The following is a 13,126-nucleotide window of genomic DNA, read 5'->3' as shown; positions in this document are numbered from 1 at the left end:
GGCAGAGAAGTTAGCTCTGCACCAGACAGATAGTTATTCTTTAGCCCTAGCTAAAGAACGCCTGCTTATGTAGTTCACAGGCAACAGGTCGCACGTTGCCATCATTGTTCGAGAGCACCACCACCGGCTGACCCTCGTAGCGCGGCTGAAAAACCCGCTCACAGCTCACGTAAAAATTGTTGCAGTCAAGTAGGCCGAACATAGCTCTAATCAATACTTTGAATCAGAGCTTGCAGCCGCCCTGGAATCAGCTCATGCACGACATGCGTAACCACACCCCAAATGCGCAGCTCGTCCGTGTCGGTTATTTCATAGGGTTTAAAAGCAGGATTAGCAGGCATAAGCCACCAGCTTTGCCCTTCGCGCACCAGGCGCTTTACCGTGCATTCTCCGTGCACAACGGCAACGACGATATGGCCGTGGTCGGCTTCTAGGTGCTTGTCCACGGCTAACAGATCGCCGGTATGAATTTCCGCGCCACTCATGCTTTCCCCACCGACCCGCAGCATATAGGTTGCGTCAGGATGCCGGAACAGCAGCCGGTTCATATCAAAAAGCCCTTCCAGATGGTCAGAGGCCGGAGAGGGAAAACCAGCCGGAACTAGGTAGCTGAAAAGAGGCAGCAGAAAAGGATTCGGGCCGGGCTCAGGCACCCGGATTAACTCAACATCACTCATAAATCACCTGGTAGATGTACCACAAAGTAAACGTATGCCAATAAGATTAGTATGTAATTAACTAAGAGTGTTGGCAAATTTCCCAATTGCAAAAAGAACGAAAGGGAAAAAAGTACCCGCCGTGGTAGAAAAAAAGATGCAGAAAATACATAAATAAAGTTGTAAAAACTGCAACATTAAGGAGGTGAAAAGCGTTAAATAGTATCAGCAACGCAGTTTAACCCCCTTTTCTATGAGCACCAAAGCCACCCTTCTCGACCATGCTACCGAATGGGATAAGATTTGCTTTCCCATTGAAGTTGCCCCCTTGGTTAATCTGCTTAACGAGCCTTACTTGGTGCCAAGTGACCGCAGCCGGGCCGTTATCGGAGAAGTTACCCCAGGGCAGAAAACCATCTTTGCCATGCAAAGCGGCGAGTACACGTTGATACCAAATACGCTGGTGCGCGAAGTGGCCGAGCAGCAGCTACCCGGCCATAGCTTACGCGCTAGCTTCACGGACCGGGGCGAGTTCTGCCTTTCCATCATCATGCCCGACGAAATCAACGACGTGGCAACTACCGACAACTCGAAAGTACGGGACCGGCTATTTCGCTCCCTAATCATCAACAACTCGTACAGCGGCAAAACGCCCTTCTCGTTGCAAGGTTCGGCCGAGTGGGAGCGTGAGCAGACCAGCAGCCACAGCAAAATGCGGGTGAGCTACTATCGCGAAGTATGCACCAATGGCTTAATGGGATGGGCCGATGATTACTATACCGTCGATGAATACCTGAACTGGTTAGCCGCAGGCAAGCCCACCAAGCACCGCAAGATTCAGCAGGAGAAGGAGCATGAGTTAGTGGAAGTCACAGAGCGCGAGGTTAAGCGGGAGCACGAAATTTTGGTGGAGCGCAAGTTTGCGCACAAGGGCCTGAACCTACAGATTTTCAAGCAGCACTTGGAGCAGGCGTTTCAGCAGTTCGTGCAGCAACGCCACTCGTTGACCACCGAAGTTTACAAGCAGCTTTCCCGCCAAGCGGTTACCGGCGACCGGGAAAAGCTCTTTGCGGATACCAAACTCCCCAAGAAGCTAGCCTCCGCTGCCTTAGAGCGTCTTGCTTACGAGGAAACGCTTTTGCAGACGGACGCTAATTTGTGGCTGGCCTACAACGCCGCAAATTACGCGCTGTTTAACAGCAAAAGCTCACTGGCCATAAATGACCGTTTCCGCCAGGACGAGCATCTATTTCACCACTTTGCCGAGTTGGCCATGAGCTAGACCAGATCCTAAGGAAAAGCCCCCGGTGTAAATCACATTGGGGCTTTTTATAGGCTAAGGTTGTTGTGTTTTTGTAATTGCAATAATGTGCCGACCAATTCAGGCCCGTTTAAAACCGAGAGTGCTAAGTTGAATTGGTAAGTATAACTGTCCGCAGCAGGTACTTACATACTTTAACTCACGGCTTGCATAATTATGCGGCAGGCAACCTTCCAACCTAAAAACCTCGATTGCATAGTATCTGACTCCTTAGCTGAAGCCATTCCTACTATGCCAGTGCTCGACCATGATCTTGATGAACTATTCTGCCGAGCAGCGACCAAGTATCCAGAGCAACACGATACGGAAGCTTGCTGGCTGCGGCTCTCGTCCCGACTACATGGCTTGTGCAACTCCACAAACGGGATGTCACTTGATTGGTGCTTGGTCGATAAACCTGACCCCTGCATTACTTTTCGCACCGACAAAGACGATGAAACAGCCAAATAGATGATAAGTTAATAGAGTCGGGCATCTCTTCAGCACGGAAGCAAGAGGCTCTAAGTCTGGCACTGTAACCACAAAACAGGAAAGGCGGCCCCAAAGCCGCCTTTCTTGTATACTTATAGGGTTATAGGGTGATTAGTACTTCTTGTGTTCCAACAGCCACTCTTGTAGCTCCTGGATTTCCATTTCCTGCTCGTCAATGATACTGTGGGCCAGGTCTTTCATCGCGGTGGTGCGGCCGTATTCTATCTCAGCCTGCGAGTTTTCTATGGCGCTACGGTGGTGATCGACCATGAGCTGCGCGAAATCAAAGTCAATATTGCCGGTGAGCGGGCGCAGATCGTTGGCTTGCATCATGCGCTCCATGCTCTCCATTTGCTTCATGTTAAATGCTGGCACGGGGGGCTGCTGCGGTGGATGGCTGCTTAAAAAGGCATCCAATATCTTGATTTCAGCCTGCTGCTTGTCGATAATCTGCTGCGCCATGGCTTTCATTTCCGTGTCGGAGCCACTTCTTAGCTCTTCCTGGCTCATGGTAATGGCTCCTTGGTGGTGCATCTTCATCATCATGGCGAAGTCGTTATCGGGGTCCTGCGTCTTGGTCATTGCTTGCATCTGCGTCATCATCTCGTGCATTTGGCGCATGAAGATGTTATCGTCATGGGCCTGCAGTTCCAGCCCCTCGTCGTCGTTGTCGCAGGAGGTGGTCAGGGTTGCAAAGGTGAGTGCGAGCGCCAGCAGGGGAAAGCGAAAAAGCTTGTTCATAGGTCGTGGTTGAGGTTATGAGTAAAGTAGGTGCTTACCAAAACGGCTGACCAAAGGCAGGGATTTACAGCACATGCTATCCGGCTTGCATAATTTCGCTGACCCCCAGTTGCTGCCCTAAGACCGGAACGAAAACAGCAAGGCCTATGTATGCCCGCCCAGTAGGAAGACTTTTCAAGCTGCCCCTCACCTTTAACTTATGGGATCAACCTTTTCTGTTCTTGCCTGGCTGACTGCCTCGGCTTTTTGGCCCTTAACTAACCCGGCTGCGCTTTCCCCCGAAACAACTGCCGTCAACGTGGTGGTAAGCAATCTGGTCTCCGACAAGGCCACGCTCAAGCTGTACTTCTACAACGTGAAGGCCAACTTCTTGGTCCGCAATCACTACACCCTGCTCAAGTACGTCAAGCCCGCCGGCCGCACCAAGGTAGTCTACCCCATTCAACTGCCGCCCGGGGAGTGGGCCATTGCCCTGACTCAGGATCTGAACGAAAACGACCTGGTGGACCGCAACATGGTGGGCATCCCGACCGAGCCTTTCGCCTTGTCCAATAACGTGAAGCCCCGCTTTCGGGTCCCCACCTTCGACGACTGCAAGTTCACGGTCCAGGGGGCTGCTACAACCGTCGCCATTTCTATGAAATAAGCAAAACCCAGGTGCTACCAAAGCAACCGGGCGGACAAGTAAGCCCGGACCTGAGACTTACAGTTCAGGCGCTCTCACTTGCATAATTTTGCGGTTCAGATCAGCGAATCCAGGCTCCGCCGGGCGAGGCTGGCGGGCCCGTGCTTTTGGAATTCCGTGGGGGTAAGACCCGTTACCTGCCGAAACTGCCGCGAAAGGTGGGCTAAGCTGCTGTAGCCTAACTGTTCGGCTACTTCGGTAACACTCAGCTCGCCGTAGCCAATCAGTTCCTTCGCCCGCTCCACTTTCTGACGGATGATAAACTTCTCGATGGTCAGCCCTTCGTGGGAGGAAAACAAGTGCGAGAGGTGGTGGTAGTCGCGGCCCAGGTGCTCTTCCAAGTAGGCTGAGTAGTTCAGCAGCCGGGGACCGGGCGGGGGGTAATGAATCAGCGTCACCAGTAGGGTTTTGATTTGCTCCACCAACTGCGCCTTGGGGTCTTCGAGCAACGCAAAGCCCGCGTCCCGCAAGCTGGTGCGCACCGCGTCCCAGTTGGGCTCGGCCCCGTCGGGGGTAGTTACATCGGCTTCGCCCAGCGCGACGTGATGCACCTTCAAGCCTAGGGCCGCGAGATCTTCCCGGACTACCCGAATGCATTGGGGGCAGACCATATTTTTGATTAGCAGCCGGTGGGCGCCGGGGGCAGGTAGGGTGTGGGTCAGGCTCACGTCGTGGATCATTGCCATAATTCCTTATTTGACAACCAGACTGCCGCGCAGCATGCCCATGCCGCAGGTAAACTCGAACCGGCCCGGCTTGTCGGGCATCAATTCCACTAAGGTTGTTTTAAAGGCGGGCAAATCGCGGCGAACACTGAAATCGGGCATCAGCAACTCCTCCGAGCAGCTGTTTTCCTCGTCGCGGTAGAAGCTAAGCTGCACGGGCTTGCCCCGCTCCACTTCAATCACGTCGGGGGAGTAGCCGCCCTTGACAGTGATGTCCACTTCCTGCACGCCGCTGGAAGATGAAACGGCACTGGCCGTTTGCCGGGCGGAAAAGAAAAAGTACCACACCACGAACGCGGCCAACGCCAGGCCGCTCAGCGTAACAATGATTTCAGCGGTATCCATGACTACTTAATTCTTAAGGGGAGTGAAGCCGCGCAAACGCAGCGAGTTGGTTAGCACTGACACTGAACTCAGGGCCATGGCGCCAGCCGCCAGCATGGGCGAGAGCAGCAGCCCGAAGAAGGGATAGAGCAGCCCAGCCGCCACGGGAATGCCAAGCGTGTTGTATATGAAAGCGAAGAACAGGTTTTGCTTGATGGTGCGAATCGTTTGGCGCGATAGGGCAATGGCCGTCACTACGCCCTGCAAATCCGAGCGCATCAATGTGATACCCGCCGCCTCCATGGCAACGTCCGTACCGCCGCCCATGGCCAGCCCAATATCGGCCTGCGCCAAGGCGGGAGCGTCGTTGATGCCGTCGCCCACCATAGCAACTACCCGACCCTCGGCCTGCAGTTCCTTCACCTTACCAGCTTTGTCCTGGGGCAGTACTTCGGCGAAATACCGCTTGATGCCGACTTGCTGGGCCACCTGCGCGGCCGTTTGCGGGTTGTCGCCGGTCATCATGACCACCTCGATACCGAGGCGCTGTAATTGTTGGATGGCCGCCGCCGACGTTTCGCGGATAGTGTCCGCCACGCCAATTACGCCCGCCGCCTGCCCGTCCACGGCGACGTAGAGCACCGTTTTAGCGTGGGCCAGCAATTCCTCGGCTTGGCGCCGCAAGGTAGGGGCCAGACTCACGCCTGCCTCTTCCAGCAGGCGGAAGTTGCCAATCAGCACCGCTTGCCCGTTGACGGAAGCAGTGGCTCCTTTTCCTTCCACCGCCCGAAAGTTGGTGGCCGGTAGGGCAAACGCTTGGTGGGCATCGGCGTAGCGCACGACAGCTTCCGCCAGGGGGTGCTCGGACTGCCGTTCCACGGCGGCCACTAAAGGCAGCAATTGGCCGACTGACTGCCCTTCCCCGGAAACGAAGTCGGTAACGGCTGGCTCGCCGCGGGTGATGGTACCGGTTTTGTCGAGCAGCACAGTGTTCACCTGATAGGCTTTCTCTAAGGCTTCGGCGTTGCGCACCAGCACCCCGTGCTCGGCCCCTTTGCCAGTGCTGACCATAATGGCAGTCGGGGTCGCCAGACCGAGCGCGCAGGGGCAGGCAATGATGAGCACGGCCACGAAATTGACTAATGCCAGCGGTAACCGTGCTTCCACCGGCGCCAGATCAAACCAGAGCACGAACGTCAGAATGGCAATCACCACCACGGTGGGCACGAAGATGGCGCTGACCTTATCGGCCAAGCGCTGAATGGGGGCGCGGCTACCTTGGGCATCTTCTACCAGCTTCACAATCTGCGAAAGCATGGTGTCGGCGCCTACTTTGGTGACGCGGAAGCGGAAGGAGCCGGTTTTGTTGAGCGTGGCCCCGAAGACGGGGTCGCCTTCTTTCTTTTCCACCGGCAGGCTTTCGCCCGTGAGCATGGCCTCGTCCACGGCTGAGTGGCCTTCCTGAATAATGCCGTCAGTAGCCACCTTTTCCCCGGGGCGCACCACCACGGTGTCGCCCAACTGTACCTGCTCGATAGGCACGTCCACTTCCTGCCCATTGGACCGTACCACCCGGGCAGTTTTGGCCTGCAAGCCCATCAGGGTGCGGATAGCGGCTGAGGTTTGGGTTTTAGCCCGCAGTTCCAGCACCTTGCCCAGCAGAATGAGGGCAATGATGGTGGCCGTAGTGTCGTAATACACTTCCGGCATGAGCCCGCGCCGGGTGAAAAAGCCGGGCACTACGGTCGCGGCCAAACTGTAGAGGAACGCGGCGCCGGTACCCACGGCAATCAGCGTATCCATGTTGGCGGCGCGGTGCTTAAAGCCGTTCCAGGCGGACACGTAGAACTCGCGCCCGCTGTAGAGCAAGACCGGCAAGGTGAGCAGCAGCAGCCCGTAGTTGAGCCACTGCATGTTCACGCGTGCCATCATGGCCGGCCAGAGCATGAGCATGCTCAGGGGCATGATAATTAGGGCGAGCACGACGGCCACAGAGAAGCGGCGCTTGAGTTTTTGATACGCTAGCGCTTTCTGCTGGTCGATTTCCGCTTGGCGGTCGGCCGCGCTCGTGTTGGGGGCGCGCTCTACTACGCCATAGCCAGCGTTGACAACGGCTTCTTTTAAAGTAGCCGGGCTAGCTTGGGTCGGTACGTAGTCAACGGTGGCTTTCTCGGTGGCAAAGTTGACCACGGCCCGTTGCACGCCGGGCGTGCGGGTTAGCGACTTCTCGACGAATGAGGCGCACGAGGCGCATGTCATGCCTTCGATGTCGAGGGTCTCGGTTTTGGTGGTTGGTTCCATGAGAAGGGTATGCAACAAGCTGTTTCTGAACCAGAAATCAGGATAGTAACAGCTTAGTAATACACTACAAAGGAACGGCCCTCATCGCCCAGAGTTAGTACGGAATCCTTCTCTAGACTTGCATAATTTGTATGGTCAGCTTAGGCTAAATATGGTCGTCTTTAACCTGTATCTAACTGCTTGAGAAATGATTGTTAGTGTTAGCTACTCCCAGTCAGTGTCACTCAACGCGATCCGCGAGAAGGGCGAGCAGAGAAGCTTGATTCTCTCCTAGTTCTTGCCGGATAGGTTGTTGTACTTCTAGTAAGGCCATCAGCATACCGCTTACCTCAATCAAATATACTAGAGCCTCAAACCAGTAGCGGCAGTCTACAGCTGGGGGCAATTGTATGAAATCACGGTTTGCCGGAGCGTAATGGTGTTGCTGTGATAAATGGCGTTGTACGATGTAAAGGCGGGCTAAATGCCGTGTACCCGGATGCGCCTTTATTTGGTTGAACATATCTTTTTCAGATAACGGCCGGGTATGGCCTCCAGGGGCATGAAACAATGGCTGGTGCCGCGCTTCTCGTAGCATCTCCGGGCTTTTGAGTTGCTTGCTGCCAGGACCGCGCAGCAAGTGCTCCGCGTCGTGGTATAGCTTTGCCCAACGGGTTTGTTCTTCCTGCTCTACCTCTGCGGCACTGGCATCCGGCATTTCCAGCGCCGTATGCTCAAAGATGGTCTTGACGTACTTGAAGTATTCCAGGTCCAATATCATCAACTCGTGCTGAAAGGCATCAGCATCTTCATGGAAGGTTGCCAGATACAAGCCGGTCAGGGCATCGGTTGAAGCAGTGCGAAAAGCCAACGAGATAGAAAGCTTCAGCTCGATTATCTCTGGCCATCGTTCTAAGTGTATAATAACCCCCACGAGAGTAGACCGGATCCGACGCAGCAAATCTAGATACGTGTGTTGAGTGAGGTTGGCTTGCGTGAATGACCGGCCTGCCGCTTGAATACTGTCCGTCAGGACCTGGCAGTAATGCCGCAAAATGTCGCTGTCTTTTTTATCTCCTCGAATCATAATCGTATTTCTAAATTGACGATAAATTAAGCTTGCGACTGCAGGCTCCCTCTCTGCACTACACAGGCGTGACCATAACCGGAGTTAAAGTATACAAAGCTGATAGGATACACCTAATTCCTATGCTCTACCACTAAGCGACCTGTTTATAAAATAGCGCTCACGACTTGCATAATTTTGTGGTCTGACAAGTTGCCTAACTATGGGGGTTGCAAGATAAACCGGCTTATAGAGCAGATAGAGACTGTTTTACTCCTTTTCACGTCTTACCTAACCAAGCCTTGCTGGAACTCTTAGGTAGGAATAGTAGTAAAGAATTAGTCCTGTACTTTCCGCGCAGAAGTCTAATTTTGCAGTTGCTTAACGCCTGTCATGTTCCGTAGCCTGTTTCCTTTCCGACGCCTGCTGGCGACGAGCTTCCTGCTCGTCTTCATCAACGTGTTCGTCGGCCAGTGCTGGTGCGCGACCATGAATCCGGTACTGGCAGCCCCGGTTGCGAAGGCCTCGATGGGTAAGAAGCCCGTACATCCCGGCTGCCACGGCCACAACCGGGCGATGGCCAAGCAGGACCCTACCAAGGAAAAGAGGGCCCATGGCAAGCATGATTCCAAGCCGATGGGCAAAGAGGATTGCTGCAAGGATAACTCGGCCGCTATTCTCAAGTCGCTGACGCCACCTGCCGAGAAGCAACTGCTGACGCTCGCGCCGGCCCTGCTGCCGGCTGCCAGTGACTTCTATTTTCGGCCGGCTGCCGGCCAGTGGGACCGCACTAATTCCGTGGTGCTGGTACCCGGCGAGCACCTGCCGCCCAAAATTCCGGACATCCGTATTTTCATTCAGTCCTTAACGGTCTGATTACTTGACGTGCTCCAGGCTCGCCCCGGACATAGCAGCGCTATGTCCGGGGCGAGCCTTTGCTTTGGCATGTCGGCCCGGCGCCTAGTCGCCCCTCCCTTCCCATTTACTGGCTTTGCTTTTTCAACCATGAAGAGTTGTTGCGAGCAGGCCGGCGCTCCCGCCCCGCGTGGGCCGCTACGCCGCCTGCTTTCCTACCTGCTCTACGCCGTGGTGGTCGCCGCGCTGGGCTTCATGCTCTGGCAGCAGTGGCAGGCCTAAGCGAGCGTCCGCGTTTCCGGCCGCTTTCCTAAGCGCCGCTTAGTTCACCCCCTTTTTCCTCCTTATGTACCGCATACCGCTTTCGCTGCTGGCTCTGGCCGGCATGCTCTCTGCTACTAGCTGCTCGTCTAATACCGAATCAAGCAGCGCCACTAACACCGTTACCACCCCCACCAACGGGCCCGCTGAAGGCACTGCCGACCACAGTGGCGGGCATACCTATGCCTGCCCCATGCACCCCGAAGTTACCAGCACCAAGGAAGGGGAAACGTGCCCCAAGTGCGGCATGAAGCTCGAACACAACGATAAGGTGGCCAACGGCAAAACCTACGAGATGAGGCTGGTGCCCACCCCGACGGAAGTTACGGCCGGGCAGCCCACGACCTTGGCGTTCACCCCCCGCGAAACGGGCAACGAGTCAGCCCCCGTGCCGCTGGCTGTGGTGCACGAAAAGAAGATTCACCTCATCATCGTCAGCAAGGACTTAGGCCAGTTCTACCACGAGCACCCCGAGTACACGGCCCAGGGCGACTACAAAGTGCAGTACACCTTCCCCAAAGGCGGCGACTACGTGCTGTTCCAGGACTACACGCCAACGGGTTCCGGTCACCAGCTAGGCCGGCAGCCACTCACGGTAAAAGGTGCGGCCTATACGCCCGTCAAGTTCAAGAACGACGACATGCAGTGGGATAAGGACGGCTACCAGGCGACCCTTTCCTTCGACAAGCCGCTGACCGTCGGCCAGCTGCTGGGCATGAAGATCAACATCACCAAAGGCGGGCAGCCGGTCACCAACCTTGACAACTATCTCGGGGCGCTCGGTCACGTGGTGGTCATCAGCGAGGACACCGAGCAGTACCTGCACGTGCACCCCAACGAGCAAGCCGACAAGGGCCCCTCCATTGGCTTCAACACCAACTTCGAGAAGCCCGGCTTATACCGCGTGTTCCTGCAATTCAACCACGATGGCAAGATTCACACGGGCGACTTCACCATCAACGTGAAGGCCTAGTATCCCTTCTTTTCTTCCCTTACTCCCAACCACATTCATGAAAAAGCCTGCTTTTTTCCTCACCGCCCTGTGCGCCGGTACCCTGCTGCTAGCTAGCTGCAGCAATGAAAAAACTACGGATTCGACCGCAACCGCTACCGAATCCTCCACCCCCGAAACGGCCAGCTCTGGCGATATGGCGGGCATGGACCACTCGGCCATGGGGCATGACACGGCCGGCGCCGCCAGCACCTCCCCGCTGATGACGTCGATGAACGAGATGATGCAAAAGATGGAGGCCTCCAAGCCCAAGGGCAACACTGACCACGACTTTGCCCATCACATGCTAGAGCATCACCGGGGTGCCGTAGCCATGGCCGACATCGAGCTGCGCGATGGCAAGGACGCCACCATGCGAGCAATGGCCGAGAAAATCAAGGCCGACCAGCAAAAGGAAATCGCCGAGCTGGAAGCCGTCGCTACTCGCCTTGACAATGCCCCCACCAACTACAAGCCCCAAGACCCGGCCGACCCCTTCACCAGTAAAATGAAGGCGTCGATGGAGAGCATGATGAAAAACATGCCCAAAACGGTGGCCGACCCGGACATGAATTTTAACATGCTGATGATGGTGCACCACCAGAGCGCCACGGATATGGCCCAGGCGGAACTAGCCCACGGCAAAGACACCAAGCTCAAGGAAATGGCGCAGAAGATGATTACCGAGCAGCAGAAAGAAATCCAGCAGTTCAAAGACTGGCACGCCCAGAACGCCGACAAGATGTAAGCCCCACTGGCTAGCCATTTTTTCTTACTACAACTCTCTTATGAAATTCTCCTCTCTTCTGCTGGCCGCCGCGTTGCTGGCCGCGCCCCTCTCGCTTGCCGCCCAGCATCAGCATGGTGCCCAGCCCGGCGCGGCCGCCCATGGTCATCAGGCCGTCGGTGAAAATCACGCCCACACCTCCCCGCACGGGGGGATCGTGCGCACGGCCGGGGCTTACCACTTGGAACTGGTCCAACAGGCTGGCGCCCTGCACGTCTATCTGCTTGATGCCAAGGAAGCCACGGTAGCCCCAACGGGGACGACCGGCACGGTCATGCTGCTGACGAGTGCTGGTAAAAGCAGCACAGCAACCCTGACGCCCAGCGGCGACCATTTGGTAGCGACGCTGCCAGCCGGCACTTCCCTGCGCACGGCCATCGTGAGCGTGAAGGCCAAAGGCCAGTCGCTGAGTGCCCGCTTTGAGAAGCTGGACGCCAGCAAAGCCAAGCCCGGCAAAGCCGTTGGCGCTGCTTACAACTGCCCGATGCAGTGTGCAGGCAGTGCCAGTGACAAGCCTGGTAGCTGCCCGAAATGCGGAATGGCGCTGGTAAAAAACACCTAGGCCACGACTGAATGGGCGGGCCTGGTGCATGCCGGGCCCGCTTGGCCTTTGGCTGCCCACTACGGCAACCAGGGCAGCCCCTCGGGCAAGACTTAACCTGATTGTATGAAGTACCTAAAGATAAATGCCCCGGGTAGGTGGCTGCTGCTCGTGCTGGTGCTGCTCGCGGGCCCGGCGCGGGCCCAAACGGCGGTTCTGCTACTTGACAGCGCCGAAGCGCAGGCCCTGCGGCGCCACCCCCGTCTGCGGCAGGCCGAGCAGGAAATCAGCGAGCAGCGGGCCCTGAAGCGGGGCTCATTTGCCCCGGCCAACCCCGACTTTCTGTTTTCCGCCCCCACAGGCGAAATGTGGGCCCCGGGCGTCGTGCAGACCATTGACCTGCCCAACGTGTACCGGCGGCAGCGCCAGGTAGCCCAGGCTGGCCTCACGCTGGCCGAGCGCAACCGCGAGGTGAGCCGGGCCAGCGTGCTGCGCGACACCCGCTTGGCTTACCTGAGCTTGCAGTTCGCGGAAGCGCAGGTGCGGCAGCTTGCCTACCAGGACAGCTTGTATCAGGCCCTGCGGGTAGCCACCGAGCGACTGTTTGCGGCCGGGGAAGTCACGTCCCTGCAGCGCATCAGTACCGACGCCGAGGCCCGGCAGGTCGCCGTGCAACTGCAGCAAGCCACCGAGGACTTGCGCACCGCCCAGCGCCGCTTAGGCTTGCTGCTCGGTACCCCGACTGTGTTGGCTACCAGCACAGACTTGCGCCGGAGCGGCCCGGAATTAGCGCAAACCGGGGCGGCGCTGCTCGGCAGTCTGCCGGCCGAAGATAGTGCCGCCCTCGTGCGCAGCCCCGCCCTGGCCTACGCTACCCAGAATGTGGCACTGAGTCAGTCCGGCATCAGCCTCGTGCGGGCCCGTCGAACTCCGGCGCTAACGGTGGGCTATCAGAATCAGGCCTTTGAGAACTCCGCAATCAAGTACCGCTTTCAGTTCGGGGTATCCGTGCCCATCTGGTTCTGGACCTACCGCTCCCAGCTACAGGCGGCCACGGCCCGCTCACAGGCGGCAGGCTACCAACTGCAAACCCAGCGCCTGGAACTCGGCACCCAGTACCAGCAGGCGCTGGCTGACACGCGCAAGTTTTCCGCCTCGCTGGCCTATTACGAGCAGACGGGCGTGCCCCAGGCGCGGGCCATTATCAGCCAGTCGCAGCGCCTGTTTCGGGCCGGTGAAATCAGCTACCTGGTTTTGATTCAGAGCCTGAATCAAGCCTTTACCATTCAAAATACCTACCTGACCACCATTCGGGATTACCGGCAGGCGTTGGTCGAACTTAATTACCTGCGGGGTGAATAA

The 13,126-nt window shown here is 56.8% G+C and carries 15 protein-coding genes and 1 pseudogene; 9 read left to right on the top strand and 7 right to left on the bottom strand.

Features of this window, described 5'->3' with window-relative positions:
- Window positions 1-97: 97 nt before the first annotated feature.
- Together CHB83_RS21785 and CHB83_RS21780 are read right to left on the bottom strand one after the other, a co-directional pair.
- Window positions 98-202: pseudogene (locus CHB83_RS21785) on the bottom strand (Y-family DNA polymerase); the annotation flags it as partial.
- A 4-nt stretch (window positions 203-206) separates the two neighbouring features.
- On the bottom strand, window positions 207-677 hold the full coding sequence (locus CHB83_RS21780) for a LexA family protein (RefSeq protein WP_089334285.1): 471 nt from the start codon (window positions 675-677) through the stop codon (window positions 207-209).
- A gap of 232 nt (window positions 678-909) precedes the next feature.
- Here CHB83_RS21780 and CHB83_RS21775 point away from each other — a divergent pair, with 232 nt between their 5' ends.
- Complete coding sequence (locus CHB83_RS21775; protein ID WP_089334284.1) at window positions 910-1,938, top strand: hypothetical protein; 1,029 nt, start codon at window positions 910-912, stop codon at window positions 1,936-1,938.
- A gap of 195 nt (window positions 1,939-2,133) precedes the next feature.
- On the top strand, window positions 2,134-2,427 hold the full coding sequence (locus CHB83_RS23665) for a hypothetical protein (RefSeq protein ID WP_143437244.1): 294 nt from the start codon (window positions 2,134-2,136) through the stop codon (window positions 2,425-2,427).
- A 132-nt stretch (window positions 2,428-2,559) separates the two neighbouring features.
- Here CHB83_RS23665 and CHB83_RS21770 read toward each other — a convergent pair whose 3' ends face one another.
- On the bottom strand, window positions 2,560-3,189 hold the full coding sequence (locus tag CHB83_RS21770) for a DUF305 domain-containing protein (protein WP_089334283.1): 630 nt from the start codon (window positions 3,187-3,189) through the stop codon (window positions 2,560-2,562).
- A 199-nt stretch (window positions 3,190-3,388) separates the two neighbouring features.
- Here CHB83_RS21770 and CHB83_RS21765 point away from each other — a divergent pair, with 199 nt between their 5' ends.
- On the top strand, window positions 3,389-3,835 hold the full coding sequence (locus tag CHB83_RS21765; protein ID WP_089334282.1) for a DUF2141 domain-containing protein: 447 nt from the start codon (window positions 3,389-3,391) through the stop codon (window positions 3,833-3,835).
- 95 nt (window positions 3,836-3,930) lie between these two features.
- Here the strand turns inward: CHB83_RS21765 and CHB83_RS21760 are convergent, their stop codons facing one another.
- From CHB83_RS21760 to CHB83_RS21745, 4 genes are all read right to left on the bottom strand, one after another.
- Window positions 3,931-4,560 (bottom strand): helix-turn-helix domain-containing protein, encoded by a 630-nt coding sequence (locus tag CHB83_RS21760; RefSeq protein WP_245855406.1) that lies wholly within the window; start codon window positions 4,558-4,560, stop codon window positions 3,931-3,933.
- A 6-nt stretch (window positions 4,561-4,566) separates the two neighbouring features.
- Window positions 4,567-4,944, bottom strand: a complete 378-nt coding sequence (locus CHB83_RS21755; protein WP_089334281.1) for a cupredoxin domain-containing protein — start codon at window positions 4,942-4,944, stop codon at window positions 4,567-4,569.
- Window positions 4,945-4,950: 6 nt separating this feature from the next.
- Window positions 4,951-7,224, bottom strand: a complete 2,274-nt coding sequence (locus tag CHB83_RS21750) for a heavy metal translocating P-type ATPase (protein WP_089334280.1) — start codon at window positions 7,222-7,224, stop codon at window positions 4,951-4,953.
- A gap of 220 nt (window positions 7,225-7,444) precedes the next feature.
- The gene (locus CHB83_RS21745; protein WP_089334279.1) at window positions 7,445-8,290 is read right to left on the bottom strand and encodes a hypothetical protein; all 846 of its coding nucleotides are present in this window, start codon (window positions 8,288-8,290) and stop codon (window positions 7,445-7,447) included.
- A 372-nt stretch (window positions 8,291-8,662) separates the two neighbouring features.
- Here CHB83_RS21745 and CHB83_RS21740 point away from each other — a divergent pair, with 372 nt between their 5' ends.
- From CHB83_RS21740 to CHB83_RS21715, 6 genes are all read left to right on the top strand, one after another.
- A complete protein-coding gene (locus tag CHB83_RS21740) occupies window positions 8,663-9,145 on the top strand; it encodes a hypothetical protein (RefSeq protein ID WP_089334278.1) in 483 nt (160 codons plus the stop codon).
- 129 nt (window positions 9,146-9,274) lie between these two features.
- Window positions 9,275-9,406, top strand: coding sequence for a hypothetical protein (locus CHB83_RS24270; RefSeq protein ID WP_262490744.1), 132 nt, complete (start codon window positions 9,275-9,277; stop codon window positions 9,404-9,406).
- Between the two features lie 64 nt (window positions 9,407-9,470).
- Complete coding sequence (locus CHB83_RS21730; RefSeq protein WP_089334276.1) at window positions 9,471-10,418, top strand: heavy metal-binding domain-containing protein; 948 nt, start codon at window positions 9,471-9,473, stop codon at window positions 10,416-10,418.
- Between the two features lie 37 nt (window positions 10,419-10,455).
- A complete protein-coding gene (locus CHB83_RS21725) occupies window positions 10,456-11,184 on the top strand; it encodes a DUF305 domain-containing protein (protein ID WP_089334275.1) in 729 nt (242 codons plus the stop codon).
- A 40-nt stretch (window positions 11,185-11,224) separates the two neighbouring features.
- Entirely contained in the window at window positions 11,225-11,785 is a 561-nt protein-coding gene (locus CHB83_RS21720) for a heavy metal-binding domain-containing protein (RefSeq protein ID WP_089334274.1), read from the top strand.
- A gap of 105 nt (window positions 11,786-11,890) precedes the next feature.
- Entirely contained in the window at window positions 11,891-13,126 is a 1,236-nt protein-coding gene (locus tag CHB83_RS21715; RefSeq protein ID WP_089334273.1) for a TolC family protein, read from the top strand.

The organism is Hymenobacter mucosus (assembly GCF_900188255.1).
In the GTDB taxonomy this organism is placed as follows: domain Bacteria; phylum Bacteroidota; class Bacteroidia; order Cytophagales; family Hymenobacteraceae; genus Hymenobacter; species Hymenobacter mucosus.
Note: the sequence above shows the minus strand (reverse complement) of the source record. Positions and strands in the feature narration are given on the sequence as shown.